Origin of the sequence: Ramlibacter cellulosilyticus (assembly GCF_014297465.1) — a bacterium.
Classification (GTDB): Bacteria; Pseudomonadota; Gammaproteobacteria; order Burkholderiales; family Burkholderiaceae_C; genus Ramlibacter; species Ramlibacter cellulosilyticus.
Window position 1 is genome coordinate 195505 of sequence record NZ_JACORT010000010.1, and the last position, 22061, is coordinate 217565.

Here is a 22061-nt window from a genome sequence, read left to right on the forward strand (position 1 = left end):
CAGGTCCGCCTGGCCGCCGATGGTGATCCGGTTGTTGCCGGCGCTGACCGCCACGGGCGGGCCGCTCACCCCCGCGGCCGTCGTGGACGCGGTGCCGACGCGGGACTCGGCGCTGACCGAGGTGCCCGCACCGAGGCCGCCGGCGTCGGATTCGGCGTCCGCCGTCCCGACGGCGCTCACGTCGCTCGTGATGTCGATGCGGCCGTTGGCCGTGAGGTTGCCGCTGACGCTGACGTCGAAGTCGAAGTTGAGGTCCGTGTCCGCGTCGCCGCCGCCGCCGGCGAACAGGCCGCCGTTGCTGGTTTCGGCATAGGACGAGGCCGTGGACGTCCCGTTCAGGAACACCGAGATGTCGTGCAGCGCCGCGATGTTGGCGTTGTTGCCGATGGTGAGGGTGGCTTCGTGGGTGCCCACCGCCTCGGCATCCGCCGCGCCGACGGAGATGCCGCCGCCGCCGCCGCCGTCGGAGGTGGCGACCACGCCCAGCACGCTGGTGACGGAGATGCTGACGTTGTCGCCGGCGATGTTCGAGCCGCCGGCCACGGTCAGGTTGGTCTGCACCGTCTGGTCGGCGTCCGTGTTGGCGCTGCCGACCTCGATGGCGCCGCCGGCCACGCCGGTGGCCGAGGAAGTCACCGTGCTGTCGCCGGAAGGCGCGCCGAAGAAGCCGCGCGCGCCGCCGATGCCGTTGAAGCTGCCGTTGATGTTGCCGGTGAGGTCCAGCACCAGGTACTGGCCCGAGCCACCCAGCTGGTCTTCCAGGTCCACGCCGTCGACGACGAACCTGTGCGAGCCGCCGAAGATGCCGTCGTTGTCGAACGCGATCGCCGGGCCGCCTTCCGTGTGGGACAGCTGGAAGCTGCCGGCCGTGCGGTTGACGACGAAGTACGACTGGCCGTCCACCAGCCCGTCGAGGGCCTCGTTGCGGAAGTCCCGCAGCGTGTGGAGCACCTGCACTTCGGCCGTGGCCACGTTCTGCGCCAGGTTCATCACCACGGGCGCGACGTAGAAGTCGTCGCTCGTGTCGCCAGGCGTGCCGTTGTTGTTGATGAAGCCGACGGCCTCGTTGAAGGTGCGCGCCAGGCGGATGTAGTTGCTGTCGAAGTTGAAGCCCGGCGAGGTGCCGATCGCGCTGCCGCCGTTGGCGACGTAGTAGATCTGTCCATCCACCAGGTCCGCGCCGCCGATGACCTCGATGGTGCGTGACGGGTCGCTGGCCCGGTAGACCACCGCGGTGCCGGCCGTGAAGCCGTGGCCGGCGATGAAGATCCGGTTGGAGAAGTCCTGCGTGATCGTGCCGGTGGAGGTGTCCACGCTGGCGTCGACCACGTTGCTGCGGAACTCCTTGGGCGCCACCAGGCGGTAGGTGACCGGCTGGCTGGCGTCGGTGAAGTTGTTCGCCGCGGTCACCGTGTTGGCGGCCACCGCGCCGCGGCCCACCGTGACCTGGGGTTCGGCCTGGCCGAAGGCGAGCAGCTTGATGGTGTTCGCGTCGATCACCACCACCTTGTACTTGCCGCCGTGGTCCAGCCCGCCCACCTTGGCGCTGCCGGCGTTGGAGTGGTAGAAGACCACGTCGCCGGTTTCGAAGGTGTGGTCCGGGATGGTGATCGTGTCGCGCGCCGTGTTGACGTTCGCGCCGCTGAACACTTCGCCCAGGTAGACCGCGCTGCCGGTCTTGGTGACGACCGAGTAGTTGCGCTCGTTCTCGACGCCGCCGGACGTGGTGCCGGCGTAGGTGATCTCGGCGCCCGTGGCCAGCAGGTGCGGCAGGCCGAACTCGATGAAGTTGTTCTCGCCGGGCGTGGAGACGGCACCCGGATCGGACGCGTCCACGGACTGGATGGTGCCGTCGGAGACGTCCTGCGCCGCCGCGCCGTGGTTCGCATTGATCGTCACGTCGCCGCCGGCGGTCACGCTGCTGGCGGCACCGACGTTCAGGTTCACCAGCCCCACCGCGCGTGCGTAGGGGTCGAGGTTGGTGACGCGCACGCCGCCGCCGCCGGCGGACTCGGACTTGCTGTCGGCGTCGGTGAGCAGGTTGGACGTGACGTTGATCCCGCCGGCGAGGTGCATCACGCTGGAGTTGCTGGCGAACTCCAGGGTCTGGTCGGTGTCGGTGCGGGCACCGACGGTGCCGGTGTTCTCCACGCTCACGCCGCCGCCGCTGGTGGTGCCGAAGGTCGCTTCGGACACCGAGAAGGTCTGCGCCTGGACGTTGAGGTTGTTCGTCTGCGTGCCGAGCCCGTCGTCGACGTTGCCCAGGAAGGAGACGGTGGTGGCGCCCAGCGCGGTGGCGACCACGTTGCCCGAGCCCACGCTCACCAGGCCGCCGCCGGCGCGAGAGAACGCGCCGTAGGCGGTGTTGGAGTGCACGCCCGCGACGTTCACGTCGCCGCCGTCGGTGGTCAGGGTCGCGCCCGCCGCGATGGTCAGGGTCAGGGTGGAATTCGCATCCACCGAGACGTCGCCGGACGACACGTCCACCGCGCCGCCGGAGGCGTTGTCGGCCGTGCCGATGGCGCCCTTGCCGTCGTTCTGGTCCAGGAAGCCGCCGTCGTTGCTGTTGATCCGCGCACGGATGCTGACGTCGCCGTCGGCGTTGACCTTGCTGCCCGTGCCCACCGTCAGGGTGGCGGCGCCCGTGAAGTCCACGTCGGTCTTCGACAGCGCGACCGGCACCGCGCCGCCCGCCGCGACGGTGGCCATGCCGCGCGCGAGCGCGTCGAGGTCGATGAGGAAGTCGAAGGTCCCGCCCTGCACGTTCACGTTGGCGTTCTCGCCGATGCGGCCGACCACGCTGGCCTTGTTGTCCGCCTTGGTCTGGACGTTGCCGTTGGCCACGCCGAGCGCGAAGTTGAGGCCCTGCGATTCGGAAGTGACCGTCGAGTGGAGGACCGCGTCGGCGTCGATGCCGCCCGCCGTGGTCGTGACCGAGGTGGCGGTGCTGCCGGACATGGAGCCTATGCGCACCGTCGCCTTGCCGGAGTCGGTCGCATTGGCGTCGAGGTCGGAGATCGACGCGATCAGGGAGCCGCCGCCCGAACTGGCGGCCGCGTTGGCGATGTGGGTCGCGTCCGCGAGCAGGCGGATGCTGGTCGCCGAGACCGTCGCCCCACCGCCGATGAAGGCGCTGGTCTCGGACGTGATGAAGGTCTCGATGTCCGTGGAGCCGAGCGCGAGCGCGCCGCCGAAGTCGACGGTGCTCGAGCTCGGGCTGGCGTTGGACGTGGCGTTGGCGGTGGCCTGCAGCGAGCCGCTCAAGGCCAGGGTGGCGTCCCCGACGTACGCCTCGGTGTCGTGCCCGCCGGTCGCCGTGATGTCGGTCACGGAGATGCTCGCGATGCCGGCGCCGCCCACGGTGTCGATGATGGCCTTCGCCTCGGTGCTGGAGTCCGCATCCAGCACCACGTTGCCGGCCGTGACGTTGGCGCCGTCGGCTATGTAGGCGCGGGTGGCCGAGTCCTGGCCCGTCCCGGTGCCCACCGAGGAAGTGGCCTTGAGGACGGAGACCTGCGCGATGCCGGCGCCACTGCCCGAGGACACGGAGGCGTCCGCCATCGGCGTCGCCATCACGGTGTCCGCACGGGCCGTGAGCGTGCCGCCCTGCAGGTCGACGATGGAGTCCTGGCCGACGAAGGACTCGGTCTCGCGGCTGGCCGCCGCATTCGATTCCAGCACGCTGACGCTGGCCGCGCCCGCGGCCGCCACGTTCTTCACCGTGCTCTTCGCCAGCGCGGACGCTTCGTCCGCCAGCATGTCGACGTTGTTGGCCGTCAGGTGCGTGTTCTGGCCCACATAGGCACGCGTGCCGCCCAGCAGGAAGGCGTCCGCCCGCGCCTGCGAGACGCTGACCAGGCCGGACAGCGAGATGCCGCGGGTTTCGGAATCGGCGAGGCTCGTGCTCACCGCGTCGAGGTCGGCGTTCTTGCGGTTGCCGGAGGCGTCGCGCAGGAGGATCACGGCCTGGTCGGGATTGACCGCATCGACCTGCCCGCCGAGGAAGGCCTCGACGACGTTGCTCACCTTCGCGATCGGCTTGAGTTCCGTGATGCTCGCGCCGGCGGAGATCGACAGGTTGAACAGGTCGGCATCCGCGTGCGCGTCGCCGTTGGCCTCGAGCTTCAGGTCGGGCCCGACCAGCTCGATGTTGTCGCCGACGAAGGCGCGCGTGGCGCCTCCGGCGTCGGCCGTCGGGCTGTAGGCAGCGATGTTCACCAGGCCGATGCCGGCGCCGTCCGTGTCGGCCACGGCGTCGTAGTCCGCGTACGCCTTCAGCGTGAGCGGCGTGCCGGTGTTGCCGATCCTGATCGTCGCGTCGGGATCGCCGCCGCCCGTGGTGCCGACGGAGGCGCCCAGGAAGGCCTCGACGACGCCGGTGACCTTGCCGAGCGCCGCCAGGTCCTGCGCCGAGACGCCGAAGGTCACGCCGAGGGCGAACGCCTTGGCGGTCGCGTCGTACTCCACCTTGTCCGCGGCCGTGCCGGCCGTGACGTTCAGGGTACCGACCGTGAGGTCCACGCCGTCGCGCACGTACGCACGCGTGGCGCCGGCGGCGTCCGCCGTCGGCTTGAAGAAGGTCAGGTTCGCCACGCCGGCGAAGCCGCCGCCCTTGGACTCGGCCGTCGCCTGCATCAGGCTGTCGGCGTCGATGGTGATTGTGCCGCCGCCTACGTTGGCGCCCGTGGCGATGTTGGAAGCCACGTCCCCCGCCTGCGCACCCATGAAGGCTTCGGTGCGGCTCCTCACGGTGGCGTTCGCCTCCGCGAGGGTGGCCGCGACGCCGAGCGACGCCGAGATGACGTTGTTCCTGGCTTCCGCGCGGTCGGTCGAATCCGCGAGGATCTCGATGCTGCCGGCATTCACCGTGCCGCCCTGCCCCACGTACGCGAAGGTCTTGCCTTCCACCGTGGCCGTGGACCGGGAGGCCGAGTTGCCGTTCAGCAGGCCGAAGCCGAGCGCGAAGTTGTCGGCCACGGCCGTCAGCTGCGAGCCGGCATCCAGCTTCAGGTGCCTGCTGCCGATGTTCAGCACGGTGGCCGACGTCGGCGTGACGCCCGCGCGGGTGCCGACGTAGGCCGCGGTCTCGCGCGTCACTTCGGCCTTGAACTCGGCGAGCGCGGTGCCGGAGCCGAGGCCCACGGCGACCGAGGTGCCGGTCGGGCGCGCGTCGGCGAAGCTGTCCGCCGTGAGTTCCAGCGCGCCGCTGGACGTCACGCCGCTGGCGCCGTCGATGAAGGCGCGCGTGGCGCCGGACACGAAGCCGTTGGCGACCATCGCGGAGACCGAGAGGGTCGGCGCGAACGCGGCGCCGGTCACGGTCGGGGCGACGTAGTGGGTGCTGTCCGCATCCAGCTTCACCGCGCCGGTGGCGTGCAGCGTCGCGCCGCGCGCGAACGCCTCCACCGTGGAGGCGATCTGCTCGGTGCCTATGCCGCCCACGAAGGCGCCGCCCGCCAGCGTGGCCGCGACGGCGAGCACGTCGACGTCGGTCAGGAGGTCGACGTCCTGGTAGTCCGATCCGGCCTGGATCGTGAGCGCGCCGCCGTTGGCGCTGGCGCTGCTGTTCTCCACGGAGGCGCGGGCCTGCGTGCTGATCAGGTTCTTGCCCTCGGCCACGCCCGCGGCACCGCCGAAGGCGCCCAGGGCGACCGCGGTCGCGCCCACGTCGACGGTCGACGTGAGGCTGTCGAAGGCCTGCACGGTCAGCGTGGTGGAGGCGTCGACGTCGGAGCCGCCGGAGATCCTCGCCTGCACGAGCTGGGTGACGTCGGTGACGCCCGAAGCGCCGGCACCGGCCAGCGCCAGGCCGGCGATGGAGACGGAGGCGGACACCGCCACCGCCGTCGGTTCGTTGGTGAGCACGCTGGTGGTGCGGGCGTCGACCAGCACCTGGCCGCCATTCGCCGCCACCTTGCTGTTGTCGATCCGCGCGCGGGTCTGGCCGTCGAGCCGGATGTTCGACCTGGCGGCCGAGAGGCCCACCGTGCCGCCGCCCAGGCTGAAGGCGGTGGCGACCGAGACCGCCTCGGCGATCGCCGTCATCGTGTTGTGGTCCTCGGCCTCCAGCTTGATCTCGCCGCCGGCCGTGACTGCCTGGTCGGACGCGAGGTCCGAGCCGAGGATGCTGGCGTCCACCGTCTGGCCGATGTCGTTGTCGACCAGGCCGGCCGCGACGCTGAACCCTGCCGCGACGCTGCCCACGCTCATCGCGATGGAGACGCCGAGCGCGTGCGCGTTGGACGTGGTCGTGCTGTCCGCGGCCAGGGTGATGTCGCCGCCGGCGGTCACCTCGCTGTTCTGGATCGTCGCCTGCACCGTGCCGTCGTAGTCCACGTCGACCGTGGAGACGACGGCGGCCGCGCCCGCCGACAGCCCGAGGGCGACGGTGAGCGAGACCGAGACACCGGTCGCGTTGGTGGTGAGGGTCTTGGTGTCGTCCGCCTCCAGGCGCACGTCGCCGTTGGTGGCGACCACGTTGGAGTCGCCGGTGATCGCCGCCTGCGTGAGGTTGCTGGACGCGATGCGCGTGATGACGCCCGTGCCGGAGCCGGCGAGCGACAGGCCCGCGGAGGCACTGACCGTGACGGCCGTGGCGACCGCGTCGACTTCGATGGTTCCCTCGGACAGCGCCGTGAGCGTGATGTCGCCGTTGGCGGACGTCACGTCGGAGTCGGCGATGTGCGCCTTGGTCACCGTGTTGTACGAGACCTCGCTGAGCGACACCGCGATGGCGACCGACATGGCCCCGCCGGCGGAGATGCCCGCGGAGACGGAGGCCGCGACCACGTCGGTGTCGATCTTCGAGCTCTCGATCGCGCTCAGGACCACGTTGCTGGTCGTGTCCACGTCGGAGTCGCCGACGATGCCGGCCTCCACCGTGTTGTTCAGCTCGTTGCGCGCATCCGCGCCCGTGCCCGCGCCGCTGAGCGTGAAGCCCACCGCGCCGGACAGCGCCAGGGCCACGGCGACGGCCTCGCTGTCGATGTCCGCGTCGCTGCGGGCCCGCACGGCGAGCGTGGAGGCGTCCACGTCGGCGTCGTCCAGCAGCGCGGCGGTGTTGCCGTTCAGGACGTTCTCGGCGAGCGTCACGGAGATCGCGATGCTCATGGAAGCGCCACCGGAGAGGCTCAGGGCGACCGAGGCCGAGGCCAGGGTCGCGTCGATGACGGCGTTGTCCTGCGCGTCGACGGTCACGTCGCCGGCGGTCACCGTCACCTGCGCGTTGCGGATGTGGGCCTGCGTGGTGCCGTTGATGGTGTTGTGCGCCTCGACACCGGCGCCCGCGCCGGTGATGGACACGCCGCCCGAGCCGCCGCCGGAGAAGGCGACGGCGATGCCCAGCGCCTCGATGGTGGCGCCGCCGATGGCGTCGATGTCCAGCAAGTCGGTCGTCACCACGGTGCCGTCGGCGGCGCCGCTCACGCCGCCGATGCCGGCGTAGGTGTTGCTGCCGATGGTGTTCTCCGCGATCGTCGCGGCGATCGCGAGGCTCACCGCGCCGCCGCCGCCGATGGAGACGGCGACCGAGGCGGTCGTCAGGTCGGCGGAGACGTTCGACTTGTCCTCGGCCTTGACGATCACCGAGCCCGCGCCCTGCGTGGCGGTGACGTGCGAGCCGTTGCGGATCAGCGCCTGGGTGGTGTTGGTGGTGGTGTTGCGGGCTTCCACGCCGGCGCCCGCGCCGCCGATGGACATGCCGGCGCTGCCGGACAGGGTGAAGGCGATGGTCGCCGCGAGGGCGTCGATCGTGCTGTCGTTGAGCGCGTTCACCTCCACGTGGGAGGCGGTGACCGTGGAGTCGTCGATCAGCGCGGACGTGCCGCCGCCGATGCTGTTCTCCGCCACCGTTCCCGCCACGCTGATGTTCACGGCCACGCCGCCGCTGATGCCGATGGAGGCGGAGACCGTGGCGATGTCCGAGATGATGTCCGAAGTGTCCTGGGCCTTGACCAGCACGTCGCCGTTGTTCACCGTGACGGTGGAGCCGTCGCGGATGGACGCTTCGGTGACGTTGGTGGTGGTGTTGACGGATTCCACCCCCGCGCCCGCGACGCCCACGGCCAGGCCGGAGGCCGCGGTGACCGAGATGCTGATCGTGGCGGCCAGCGTGTCGATGCTGGAATCGTTGGTGGCCAGCACGTCGAGGTCGCCGGCGACCAGGAGGGAGTCGTCGATGGTGGCCGTGGTCGACCCGCCGATGCTGTTCTCGGCGAGGGTGGCCGCGAGCACCACGTTGATCGCACCGCCGCCGGAGAAGGACAGCGCCGCCGCGACGGTGGCGATGTCGGAGAGGATGGAGGCCGTGTTGTCCGCCTGCACCAGCGCGGCGCCCGTGCCCACGTTGACGCTGGAGCCGTCGCGGACCGAGGCCTCGGTCGTGTTGGTGAGGACGTTGCGGGCCTTCACGCCGGCCCCGGCGCCGTCCAGCGAGAAGCCGCCGCTGCCGGAGACCGACACGGCGATGGTGACGGCCAGCGCGTCGATCTCGGCGTCGTTGAGCGCCTTGACGTCCAGCGATGCGCCGGTGACGGTGGATGCGTCCACCGAGGCCAGCGTGGAGCCGCCGACGTTGTTCTCGGCGATGGTGGCCGCGACCGTCAGGGCGACGGACGCGCCGCCGCTGAAGCTGAGGGACGCCGCGACGGTCGCGATGTCGGAGGTGATCAGCGACTTGTCCTGCGCGTCGACCAGCACGGCGCCGGTCATGTTGGCGGCGGACCCGTTGCGGATCGACGCCTCCGTGGTGCTGGTGATCGTGTTGACCGCTTCCACGCCCGCGCCCGCGCCGCCCACGGCGACGCCGCCGGAGCCGGCGACGGTGAAGGCGATCGTCGCACCGAGGGCATCGATGTTCGCCTGGTTCAGCGCCTTCACGTCCAGCCTGGCACCGCTCACGTTCGAGTCGTCGACGGTGGCCAGGGTGGCGCTGCCGAGCGTGTTTTCGGCGATCGTCGCCGCGATCGACAGCGACACCGAGGCGCCGCTGGAGATGCCCACCGAGGCCGCCACGTTGGCGATGTCGGAGGTGATGGTGGACTTGTCCTGCGCCTGCACGAGGACGTCGCCGCCGGTGAAGGTGGCGCTGGAGCCGCGGATGGACGCTTCCGTCTGGTGGGTGGAGCTGTTGACGGCGCGGATGCCGCTGCCGGCACCGCCGATCGCCGCGCCGCCCGAACCCGTGACGGAGAGCGCCACGGACACGCCCAGGGCGTCGATGTCGGCCTGGCTCAGCGCTTCGACGTTCAGGTCGTCGCCCGAGACGGTGGAGTTCTCGATGCTGGCCACCGTGATGCCGCCGATGCTGTTCTCGGCGATCGTCGCGTTGATGGTCAGGCTGACTGACACGCTGCTGGAGATGCCCACGCCGACCGAGACGTTGGCGTTGTCGGAGGTGATGCTGGAGAGGTCGCGTGCCTTCACGAGCACGTCGCCGTCCGCGTGCACGGAGGCGCTGTCGACGATGGACGCTTCGGTGGTGTTGGTGGTGACGTTGCGCACCACCAGGCCCGCCACGGACACGCCGCCGGAGAAGCCGCCGCTGCCGGCCAGGGTGATGGCGAGCATGACGCCCAGGGCGTCGATGTCCGTGTCGACCAGCGCCTCGACCGTGATGCCGCCCGTGGTGTCGACGGTGGAGTCCTCGATCGTCGCCTTCGTCGTGGAGCCGATCTGGTTCTCCGCCAGCGTGATGCTGACGGCGAAGGAAACCGCCGCCGAACTCGAGATGGAGATCGCGGCCGTCATGGCCACGAGCTCGGACTTGATGGCGGACTCGTCGGTCGCATCCAGGTCGACGAGGCCGTCGGCGGTGATGTCCGAACCGGAAATGCTGGCTTCCAGCGTGTTGGTGAGAACGTTGGTGGCCGACACGCCGGTGCCGCCCACGCCGACCGCGAAGCCGCTGGAGCCGCTGACGCTGATGCCCACGGCCATGCCGAAGGCATCGATGGTGTTGTCCGCATGTGCCGTGACGGCGACGCCGCCGCCGAGCGCATCCACGGTCGAATCCTCGATCGCGGCCCGGTAGGTGCCGCCGATCTCGTTCTCCGCGATGGTGATGGCCACCACGCCGGAGATCGCCGCCCCGCTGGACACGGAGACGGAAGCCGCCACGGACGCCGTATCGGCGGTGATGGTGGACTGGTCGGTCAGTTCGACGTCGACTTCGTCGCCCGCCGTCACGGTGGACCCGACGATCCCGGCGCTCACCGCGTTGGTGATCACGTTGTGCGCGGAGGCGCCCGAGCCGGAGCCGGAGAAGGCCAGCCCGCCGCCGCTCGCGGCGACGCTGACGGAGGCGGCGACCGCGACGGCATCGATCGTGTTCTGCGTGTCGGCGTCCACCCGCACGTCGCTGAGCAGGCCGTTGGCGGTGACGGTCGAGTCCTCGATCGCCGCCCGGCTGTTGCCTTCGATGCTGTTCTCGGCCAGCGCCACGGAGACGGCCAGGCCGCCCGAGACGCTGCTGGAGACGGAAACGGAGACCGCCGCCGCGACCACGTTGGACGCGATGGCCGCGTGGTCCTTCAGTTCCAGCGACACGGTGCCGCCGGCGGTGACGGAGCTGCCGCCCTCGATGACCGCTTGGGTCGAACCGGCGATGGTGTTGGTGGCCGAGGCCACGCCCACGGCGCCGCCCAGGGCCGCGGTGTTGCCCACCGAGACGCTGATGCCGATGGCCACCGTGTCCGCAGTGATCAGGCTGTTGGCGATCGCGTCGACGGAGAGGAAGCTGTCCGTCGTCACCACGGAGTTGGCTATGCCGGCCCGGGCCTCGCTGGTGATGGTGTTGTCCGCAACCGAGGCTGCGCCGGCCAGCGAGATGGTGACGGTGCCGCCGCCGACCGCCACGGAAGCGGCCACCACGACCAGGGTCGCGTCGATGGTGCTGGTGGTGTCCACCAGCATGGTGAGCGGGCCGCCCGCGTGCACCAGCTGCACCTCGCCCGCGTCGGCATCCTCGATCACGGCCTCGACGACGCCGCCGATGCTGTTGCTCGCCTGGCTGACGCCCACGGCGCCGCTCAGCGTCAGGCTGCCGCTGCCGATGCTGACGTCCACGGCCAGGCTGACGCCCAGCGCGTCTATGTCCTTGTTGGACACCGCTTCGACCTCGACGGCGCCGTCGGCCTCGAGCGAGGCATCCAGCACGTGCGCCCGCACCTGGTTGGCGATGCTGTTCTCCGCCACGGAGACCGAGGCGGTCAGCGAGATGGAGGCGCTGGAGCCGCCCGCGGCCACGCTGACCGCAGCGGTGACCACTTCGGCGTCGACGCTGGCGGAGTCGGTGGCGGTGATGCTGGCTGCGCCGCCCGCGTCCACGGAGGAGTCGCCGGTGACGCCCGCCTCGACGACGTTCGCGATGCTGTTGGTGGCACCCACGCCGGCGCCCGCGCCCGACAGGGACCAACTGCCGCTCGTGATGCCCAGGCTGAGGGCGGCCGCGGCGCCCGTCGCATCGATGGAACCCGTGGAACTGGCGTGCGCGTCGAAATCGCCGCCGGCCGTCACGTCCGCGTCGTCCTGCACCACGGCGCGCGTGGTGTTGGCGATGGTGTTCTCGGCCACGCTCACCGCGACCGACAGCGAGCCGCCGCTGCCGCTGCTGCCGATGGCGCCGCCCAGGGAGGCGGCGACGACGTCGGCCGTGATGCTGGTGGAATCCGTGGCGGTCAGCGAGACGGAACCGGCATCGGCCGTCACGCTCGCATCGCCGACCAGCGCCAGCACCGAGTTTGTGATGGTGTTCGTGGCACCCGCGCCGGCGCCGGTGAGCGCCACCGTGGTGCCGCTGCCGCCGCCGGCGGAAACGCCGACCGCCACGGCCACGACGGTGGCAGCTATGTCCTTGCTGGAGGAAGCGGCCAGCGTGATGTCGCCGGTGTCGGCCGTCACGTCCACGCCGTCGATGACGGCGCTTGCGGTGTTGGTGATCGTGTTCTCGGCCACCGAGGCCACGATGTTGCCGTTGATGGAGGTGCCGCTGCCGCTGCCCACGGTGACGTTGGCGCCGACGGAGACCGCGTCGGCGTCGATGATGCCGGACTCCGTGGCGCTCAGGCTCACGCCGCCGCCCGCCTGCACGGCGTTCGCATCGCCCGCATCGCCGTCCTCGATCGCCGCCCGCACGTCGTTCGTGACGGTGTTGAAGGTCAGGGCGACCGATGCATTCGCGTTCACCGAAGTGTCGCTGCTGCCCGTGGTGATGCCGAGGCCCACGCCGAAGGCGATCGCCTCGATCGAACCGGAACCGGCCGCGGCCAGGGCGACGTCGCCGCCCGCGAGGACGCTGCTGTCGTCGATGATCGCGGAAGTGTCGTTGTCGATGGAGTTGATGGCGAGGGAGACGCCGAGCCCGACGCCGACGTTGCTGCCGCTGGAGCTGACCGCGATGTTGATGCTGACCGCGCCGGCGAGCGCGTCTATGGTGCTGCTGTCCGTCGCCGCCACGCTGACGCCGCCATCCGCGTCCACGCTCGAACTGCCGATGCGCGCCCGGATGGTGTTGGCGATCTCGTTGTAGGTGCCGGAGCCCGCGCCGGCCACCGCGGTCGCGCCGTTGCTGCCGCCGTTGGCCACCGAGCCCGCGATGCCCAGCGCCAGCGCGTCGATGTCGCTGCTGGACGTGGCCGTGACGCTCACCGATCCGCCCGCGGTGACGCTCGTGTCGTCGATGGCCGCCAGGGTGTGGGTCTCGACCAGGTTGACCGCGACCGCGGCGCCCACGGAGATCGCTTCCGCCTTTTCGCTGTCGCCGCCCGTGACGACGACGATGGCCGCGGAGGCCGCGTCGGCGTTGATGGTGGTGTTGTCGGTCGCCGCCACGGAGACGTTGCCCGTGGTGGTGATGCTGCTCGGGTCGATGACGGCCTCGATGCTCGCATCGATGTCGTTGCCGGATGCCGATCCGGCGCCACCGAAGGCCGTGCCGCCGCTCGTGTCGACGCCGACCGCCCCGGCCAGCGTCAGGGCGCGGATCTCCTGCGCGTTGCTCGCGGAGACGGAGACGCTGGCTGCGTCCACCGTGCTGTCGGTGATCTTCGCGCGGACGACCACGTCCACCAGGTTGACCGCGATGGAGACGCCCACCGCGACGAGATCGCCACCGTCGGAGGTGGCGGCCGCGATGGCGGCGCCGCCCGCGTCGACGTGCAAGGAGGTGTCGTCGCTCGCGCTCAGCGCCACGGCACCGCCGGCATCCACCGCGCCGCCGCCACGGATCTCGGCCAGCGTGGCGTTGTCCACCGTGTTGCCGGCGCCACTGCCGGCGCCGGTGAAGTCCGTGCTGTCGTCGCCGCCATTGCTGTCGCTGGAGCTGCCGGTGTCCAGCACGCCCGCCACGCCGATGGCGATGGCGCCGATGTCGCCGTGCGTCTGCGCATCCAGCGTGACGTTGCCGGCCGCGTGGACGGTGTTGTCGCACAGGGCCAGCGCCTCGACGTCGTTCTCCACGATGGCGACGGTGATGGCGCCGCCGATGGCGGTCTCGGTGGCGATCGCGAGCCCGCCCGCGACCTGCTCGATGTCGGTGGTGTCCACCGCGCGCACGAGGACGCCCTGCTCCGCATGGGCGCCGGTGTTGTCGGCGTTGATGCTCGTGCCCGCGCCGACGTGCGCCAGCGTGTCGCCCTGGCTCACGTCGACCGTGACGGACAGGCCGAGGCCTGCCTTGTCGTCCTCGGTGGTGCCGCCGGCGCCGATCGCCAGCAGGAAGTGGTCCTCGTACGAACTCGCCCCGAGGGCGAAGCCGCGCACGGACTGCGTGCCCTGGTTGCCGTCGCCGTCGTGCACGCCGTCGCGCACGTCGACCGCCTTGTTGCCCAGCGCCGTGACGGAGGCGTCGTCGCCGACGAAGGCGACGGTCCGGTCGAGGTCCACGAGGACCGTGACGGAAGCGCCATAGCCGCCATTGGCGAGCGAGACCGCGGCACTGCCCGTGGCCAGGTCCGCCGTGGTCGTGCTGTCGGCCGCGATGGCGACGCTGCCCTGGGCCGCGATGGCCACCGTGCCGGCAGCGGGAGTGCCGGACTCCAGGTCGCGCCCCACGTAGGCGCGGGTGTCGGTGTCCAGCCAGGTGACGATCAGGCCGCCGGCACCGGCCGGCGCGTCCTTGTCCTCGTCCTCGCCGCCGCCGAGCGCGAGGCCGATGTTGAGGCTCAGCGCGAAGACGTCCTCGTCGCTGTCCGCGTCGACCACCACGTTGCCGCCCGCCGTGACCTGCGTGGGCGTGACGAGGTCGTCCGCCGCCGCGATCCAGGCCTGCGTGTCCTTGAGGACCACGCTCACGTCCAGGCTGACGCCGACGGCCTTGCCTTCCTTGCTGCCGGCGAGGCCACCGACCACGTCCGTGATCGTCGTCCTGTCGGTGGCACGCACCTCGACGTCGTCCCCCGCCGTCACCTGCGCCCCGGCGCCCACGAAGGCATGGGTCTGTCCCTGCACCACGTTGACCGCGGCGGAGCCGGCCGCGGACCAGCCGGCCGCATTGCCCTCGCCGCTGCTGCTGGCGCCGATGGCCGCCCCGATCACGAGGTTGGACACCTCGATCGTGGGTTCGTCGATCAGCGGGATGTCCGGGATGTCGATCGGGGCCGCGGCCGTGACCGCGTCGGCCACCACCGTCACGTCGCCCGTGGCGCTGACGGTCGCGGCGTCGCCTATCGACGCCGTCGTGTCCAGGTCGACCCAGTTGAAGCCGATCGCGAGGCCGATGCTCTTGTCGCTGCTGCCGCTGTTGCCCTGCGTGAGCGCACCGCCGCCGGCGATGTTCTGCACGCCGACGTGGCGGCGCGCGGTCACGTCCACGTCACCCGCCGTGGCGGTGACGGTGGCGCCCGCGCCGATGGTGGCGGACGCCTGGCCCGTCACGATGTTGACGCCGGCGGCGCCGGCCGCCGAGGTCTTGCCTTCGTTGGACTGGCCCTCGCCCTCTTCCTGCGCCGCGCCGCCGCCCGCGAGCGCGATCGTCTGGATGTTGCTCTGCTGGCCGGCGGTGGTGCCGGCTTCCAGCTCCACGCTGCCGGCGGTGATGGTCACGTTCTCGCCGATGGCGACCGTGTCGAGGAGCTCCACGTAGTTCACGGCGACCGCGGCGCCGACACCCGTCTTCGCGTCCTTGGCATAGGCCAGGCCGGTGGCGAGGGTCGACACGTCCGTGTCGCTGGTCGCGGCTGCGCGCAGCAGCCCGCTGGTGTCGATGGTGACGTCGTCCTCGATGGTGACCTTCGCTTCCGACTGCACGTACATGCCGGCGATGGCGCCGGCCACGCGCACGGAGCCGCCCTGCTGCTGGGTGGACGCGTTCTGCGCCGTCCCGCCCTGTTCGCCCGGGTTGCCGGTCTGCTCGCTCGCGGTGGCGTTCGCGCCGTCGACCTGGTTGCCCGCCGTGGGCGCGCCGAGGTCGGCGCCGGACTTCTTCTTCGCCGTGTCGGTCTTCGCGGTGGTTTCCTCGTCCGCGTCCTTGCCGCCTTCGGCTTCCTTCTTGCCGCCTTCCGCGCTGCCGCTGACGGCGGTCGCGACCGCGGTGCCGGAAGCCGCCGACAGCGTCACGCTGTCGGCCGTGGCCGCGCCGGCGGACACGTCGCGGCCCAGGGTCACGTCGGGATCGTCGGCGACCCAGCCCAGGCCGATGGCGATGCCCACGCCCGTCTGCGCGCCCTTCGTGTCGGCATCGGCTTCGGTGCGAACGTTCTCCAGCCCGGTGGCCGTGATCGCCAGGTCGCCGTCGACTTCGAAGGCGGCGGCCGCATCCGGCGTGGCATCGTCCTCGCCGACGACGGTGGTGGAGGTGTTGTTCAAGGCCACGTTCAGCGCCACCGCGCCCGCAATGGCCGTGCCTTCGCGGGCCGCTTCGCCGCCCGCCTTGGCCTGCGCGGCCATGGCGTAGCTGCCGTTGCTGGCCAGCGTGACGTCGTCGGCCGCCGCGATGCCCGCGGTTTCCGCGACCGTCACCAGCGTGTCGCTCGCCGACACGTTCACGGCGAAGGAGAGGCCGAGGCCCAGCGCCTTGCCGGAAGCCGGCTCCGCCTTCGGCGTGGCGCCGGCGAAGTTGTAGGTGGACTGGTCCGCGCGGACCACGATGGCGCCAATGGCCGCGTCGCTGCCGTCGGCCGTGCCGTCCTGCGCCGTGAGCAGCGCGCCATCGCCGAGGCCGGCCTGCACCGTGCCCGTCGCGAGGTTGCCGGCGAACGACCCGGCCACGCCGTACTTGCCCTGCCCGGCGCCGGAAACCGCCATGGCGCCGCCGCTGTGCACGCTCTCCTTCAGCTTGCCCTGCGTCCCGCCGCCGGTGTCGATCTCGACGGCCTTGCCGGCGAGCGCATCCTCGCGCGACGCGGCCAGCTGGAAGGTACCGCCGGTGCCTGGCGGCGCCGTGATGACGAAGTAGGTGGTGCCGTCGGTGAGCTTCCTGGTGCCGGTGCCGATGTCGGGATTGCCGTCGTTGTCGTAGACGACCGCGTCGCCCGTGACCCACGCCACGTCGTCGCCCAGCGTGAACTCGACCCGCTTCTTGTCCGGGTCGAAGGTGATGTCGTTGTCGTCGCCGGCGCGGTCGATCTTGTGCGAATCGCCATCGCCGTCATCCGTCAGGTCGATCGCGGTGCCGGCCTGCGCGTTCTCGAGCGAGCTGGCCAGCTGGATCTTCTGTCCGTCCAGCTTGATGACGTAGTACTTGGTGGTGCCGCCGTCGTCGGTGAGCCCGCCGATGCTGGTGCCGCCGCCATTGCTGTAGGTGACTTCCTCGCCGGTGGTCAGGCCGTCGGCGTCGCCCACGAAGATCGTGTTCGCGGCTACGTCGACCGTCTGCGGTTCCGTGGCCGTGAGGTCCACCGTGCGCTCGAGCATCCGCGTTTCGACGGTGATGCCGTCCGCCGTGACGATCGCGCCGGCGATCTCGGCCTGCTGGTCGGCGTCCGACCAGTTCAGCGCGATGGCCGCGCCGACCGCGGTGCCGCTCTCGCTGGTCACCGAGGTGCCGTCGGCATAGGCCGCGGCGTTCATGTTCGCTTCGCTGCGGACGATGAGCGTGCCCTGGATGACCAGCGTGATGTCGCCGCCCACCGAGGCGGCGGTGCTGGCTTCGGCCATGTCCAGCGCGAAGGCCGCGGCGACGGCCACGGCCCCGTTCTTCTCCTTGCCTTCCTCTTCGCCCTCGCCATCCTCGGGCTCGGTCTCCGTGGTGGGCTTCTTGACTTCCTCCTCGCTGGGCGGGTCCTGTTCGGTCACCGACGCGGACTTGCTCAGGTGCACCGAGAGCAGCACGCGGCGATTGGGCGTGTTCTCCGTTTCGTCGGGCGTCGGCACCGCGAGGTCGGTCTCGCCGAGCCAGACGACGCGCAGCTGGTCGCGGTCGACGTCCAGCTCGTTGACCAGGTAGTTCGCGACCATCTTGGCGCGCCGCTCCGACAGCGCCATGTTGTATTCGGGCTGCGCCGTGGTGCTGGTGTGGCCTGCCACCGTGCCGATGGCATCGCGGTTGGCGTTCAGCACCGCGGCAAAGTCGGCGAGTTCCGTCAGGTTGTCCGCGTCGAAGTTCAGGTCCGTGTAGTCGGTGAGGCTGTCGCCGGGGAGCGGCTCGTCGACGGCGAACTGGATGCTGCGCTGGAACTTCTCGGAGTCCGGCCCGTGGATCTGCACCTCGACGCGGCGGTTGCGCTGTTCGGCCGCATTGGTGTTGGTGGCGAGGTTCGTCTCGCCGTACCAGAACATGGTGATGCGGTCGGCGTCGACGCCCTTGCTCACCAGGTAATTGAAGACCGTCAGCGCGCGCTGGCGGGACAGCTCCAGGTTGTCCGCGTAGGTATCGACCGCATCGGTGAAGCCCGACACCGTCGCGCGGGCACCTTCCGTGCCCGAGGCCTGGTGCGCGACGAGGTACTCGGCGTAGCGATCGAGCATCTCGCGCTCGTCCTGGTCCAGCTCCGCGGTCCCCGACTGGTCCGTGTTGAAGTAGACGTAGCCCGCGCCGGGAGGCGCCGGCAGGTCGCGCCGGCGCGTCGCGCCTTCGACCTTGCGCTTCTCCGTGGCCTCGCCGACCTGCTGCTCCGTCTTCTGGTCCGCGTTCTTGTCGCCGGTGTCGGTCTCGGTGTCGCGCGCGCCGGAGGCCGTGGCCTTCGAGTCCGCGCTCGCGTCGTGCATGCCCCTGGCGTTCACCAATGCGTTGCCGCCCACGGTGAGCGAGCGTTCCAGGTAGGCGCGCGTCTGTTCGTCCGTGTGCGTGACGGCCACGGCGATGCCGACCGCGGCGTCCTGGGAGTCCGCCGAGCCGGCCGCGTGGCTTTCCACGTTGCCCGTGTGCTCGGAGACGATGGACAGGTTGCCCGTGAAGTTGCCGCTGCCGGACTCCAGGCCCGCCAGGCGGGCGATGGTGAAGGTGTCGACGAGCGCCACGGCCACCACGGGCGCGATCGCCACGTCGCCCTTGACGCCGGCCTTGGCGGTCGCGTCCACGTCCAGGTTGGACTTCGCCAGCAGCGAGACGTCCTTGGCGCCGTTGACGATGCCGTCCTGCGCCACTTCGGCGACGACTTCGTGCGTCGCGATGGAGAAGGCCGCGGATGCGCCGAAGCCGAAGCCGCCCGTGGCGGTGACGGAGGGTTCGGCCTTCGAGGTGTTGCGGCTGTCCTCCTGCGCGCTCACCTTGAACTCGCCCGCATCGGTGTTGCCGGGGTCCGTGCCGTCGGCCAGGGTGACCGTGCCGCCGGTGGCGACGCCCGCCTCGACCAGGCTGGTCGTGATCGTGAGGCCGAACGCGCCCGCGATGCCGATGCTGTCCTCGGAGCCCGCGCCGGCCTTGGCGCTGGAACTGCTCGTGTGCTTCTTGTCGCCGTCGACCTCCAGCATGCCGGCTTCGATGGTGATGCCGTCGGCGGTGATCGTGCCGCCGTCCTCGACCTGGGCCCGGTTGATCACGTCGGTGCGCGTCGCGGCCGCGGCCGCGCCGATGCCGGCGGAGCCTTCGGACACCGCGGAGCCGTCGGCGTTGGTGCTGCTGTCGTGGTTGACGAGCGAGCTGACGGTGACCGTGCCGTTGGCGGCGCTGATGCTGCCGCCCTGCCCCACCGTGGCGCTCGCCGAGGCATCGTTGACGCTGATGCTGATCGCCGCGGCGGCGGCGATCGCGCCGTCCGACGTGCTGGAACTCGGCTTCTTGTTCCCGGAGCCCTCGGCGCCCTGGGCTTCGGCGGCCTCGGCCTGCGCATCGCCCTGCTCGTCGACGTTGGAATCGCCTTCGGTGGCGCCGCTGGCGCTGGCGGTCGTGCTGGTCTGCGACTTGCCCTGGCTGCGCGCCTTCAGGCCCACGTTGCCGCCGCTGCTGCTGATCGCGCCCAGCGTCCGGGCCGCGACGATCTCGGCGGAGCTCGTGTACGCGAACACGCCGCCGATGGCCAGGCTGTCGTCCGCCTCGGCATCGCCCTTGCCCTCCGTCTCGATGTCGACGGCATGGGTCGCCACGGCTTCGATGTTGCCGGTGGCCGCGAGGGTGGAGGCGGTGTCGAACAGCACGCTGGTCGTGTTGTTCGTGAAGCTGAGGGCCACCACCGGGTTGATCGCGGTGCCGCCCGAGGCGCTCATTTCGGCCGTGGTCGCGATGGCGTGCTTTCCGTCCGCCGTGACGTTCGCCGTGGACGCCTCGGTGACGGAGGCGCCCGTGCCGAACAGGGCTTCCGTCTTGTGGTCGACGATGCTCAGGGCGAAGGAAGCGCCGATGCCGACCGTGTCGCCGGTGACGCCGTCCTGCTCCGGCTTCGCCTCGGCGGTCGCCTTCGTCTCGCTCTTCGCCACCAGGGTCAGGGACGCCCCGTTCAGGTCGATCGCGGCGTTGCTGGCCACGTGGGCGCGCACGGTGGTGCCGATCCAGTTGACCGCGAAGGCACCGGCGGCGCCCAGGCCGTCGGTGGAGCCCGCGCCCGAGGTGGCCAGGGACTTGTACGTATTGTCCGCGTCCAGGGTGGCCGTGACGTTGACGGCCGGCGTGGTGACCGCCAGCACGCCGCCCAGGAAGGCCTCGACGCCGATGTCCACGTGGTTGATCGCGGCCGCGGCAGCGATGCCGGGCGAGCCGGCGGCCGTGGCGTCGGCTTCCGCGGACACGGTGTCGGTGACGGTTGCCGTCACGTCCACCTTGCTCGTCGCGGTGATCGTGACGGAGGCACCGTCGACCGAGGCCCTGGTGGTGCCCTGCGTGTGGCTGATGGCGATGGCCGCGGCGATGGTCAGGTCGCCGTCGCCGGTCTGGGCGTCGTTGTCCTCCAGCGCCTGCTCGCCTTCGGTGGTTTCCGCTTCGTCGTCCTGCACGCCGCCCGGTGTGGCCGTGGCGCTGGTGGTGATGGAACGGGTCGTGCTCGCGGCGACCGTGACGGTCGGCGCGTTCACCACCGCCGTGCCGCCGAGGGCGGCCGTCGTGTCGGAGTCGACGATGGTCAGGGCCAGCGTGCCGCCGAAGGTGTCGGTCTCGTCGTCGCCGTCCGCGGTGTTCACCACCGTGATCACGTCGGTTGCGAGGAAGGCCGCACTGGTCCCGGCGGTGATGCTGGTGGTTCCGCCGACCAGCATGTCGGCGCCGCTGGTGAACCCGTCCGGCACGAGGACGGGAATGCCAACGTCGACGACGTTGACGTTGGTGATCGCCGCGTCGGCCGACTGCGCCTCGGCCTCCTCGCCTTCCGCGGGCGCGACCGGCTTGGCCTCCGCCTGGATGTTGACGTCGCTCTTCGCCTCGGCGCTCAGCGCCTGTGCGATGTTCAGCGTGGTCGTGCCCGCCGTCGCGTCGCCGATGTTCACCCGCGCGTCCCCGGCAGCCCACACGCTGAGGATCTTGACGGTGGCCGAGGCGGAAGACACGCTCGCCTCGATGTCGCTGTCCACCTCCGCCAGCACGTTGAGGTCGTCGGCGGTGATGGTCGTGGCGCCGACGATGTCGACCCTCGCCGTCGCGAAGCTGGTGAACACCGTGCCCGCGAGGGTGTTGCCGAAGTACTCGTCGCCGTCCTCGGCCTTGTCGCCGGTCGCGTCCACCACGCCGCGCGCGGTCACGTTGACCGTGCCGCCGGTGGCCGTGAGCGTGGTGCCGCTGAGGACCACCTTGCCCGTGGCGTTCGCGAGCAGGCCCTTCACCAGCGGCGAGCCCGTGGCCTCGGCGAGCAGGCTGATGTTGCTCGCGGCGACGGAGGTGCCGGCCAGCAGTTCGATGCGCGAATCGGACTTGATCTCGAGGTCGCCCGTCATGCTGATCGCGACGGTCGAATCGTCCGTGGCGGTACCGGTGATGTCGGAGCTGCTGTGGATCCTGACGTCGCGCGTGAACGCGGTGCCCGAGCCGCCCAGGACCATCTGGTCGTCGAGGACCGTCAGCGGCGACGGGATCTCGATGCCGAAGATCGCCCCGATGTCCAGGTCCTTGCCGCCGGCGAAATCGATGTCCACCGTGGCGTCGCCGAACTGCCCGTCGAGGACGGCCAGGCTGTCCATGTCGATGGTGATGCGGTCGCCGACGAAGTCACTGAGCTTCAGGCCCAGGCCGCCGATGTCGGTGAAGCCCAGGTCGGAGCGACTGAGGTTCACGTCCAGGTCGGTGGCATCGGCGATGAGGAATTCCTCGACCTGCACCTCGGGGATCGGCAGGAGGTCGGTGCCGGTGCCGTAGAGGCGCCAGTAGAAGTCGGACCCGTCCTGCTCCGCGCGCAGCGTGAAGTTCGTCGATACGAGCGACGCCGCATACGCGGGAATGTCGGAGAAGGTCGCCGGCGGCGTGTCGAGCTCCGCGTAGACGATGTCCGCCGACAGCAGGAGCCGCGGCTCCATCGGCTCGAGGCCGAAGGCCCCGCGCCTGGGCATGGGACGACGCGAGCGCCGGTAGTGCACCTGCGGCCGCTGCGGGAGCGCGCCTTGGCGCCGTTCGCGCGCGCGCCGCGCTTCCTCGCGCGGTGACGGCAATTCGGGTGTGTCGGAGCCGAAGGCCTGGCGGATCTGGGTGGCGATCCACGAACGCGCGAATGCCTCGCGCAGAGTGCGAATGCTTTGCATGGCAACCCCTCGGACAGGCGCCTGGGCCTGTC

General features: G+C 71.0%; 1 protein-coding gene (running past one end of the window). It reads right to left on the bottom strand.

Translation table 11 applies throughout. The features are described 5' to 3' along the window. Window positions 1-22029: the 5' portion of an OmpA family protein gene (locus H8N03_RS21140; protein ID WP_187078205.1), read on the bottom strand. It extends 13314 nt beyond the left edge of the window; only the first 22029 of its 35343 coding nucleotides appear in the window; the start codon lies at window positions 22027-22029; its stop codon lies off the left edge, out of view. Window positions 22030-22061 lie beyond the last annotated feature (32 nt).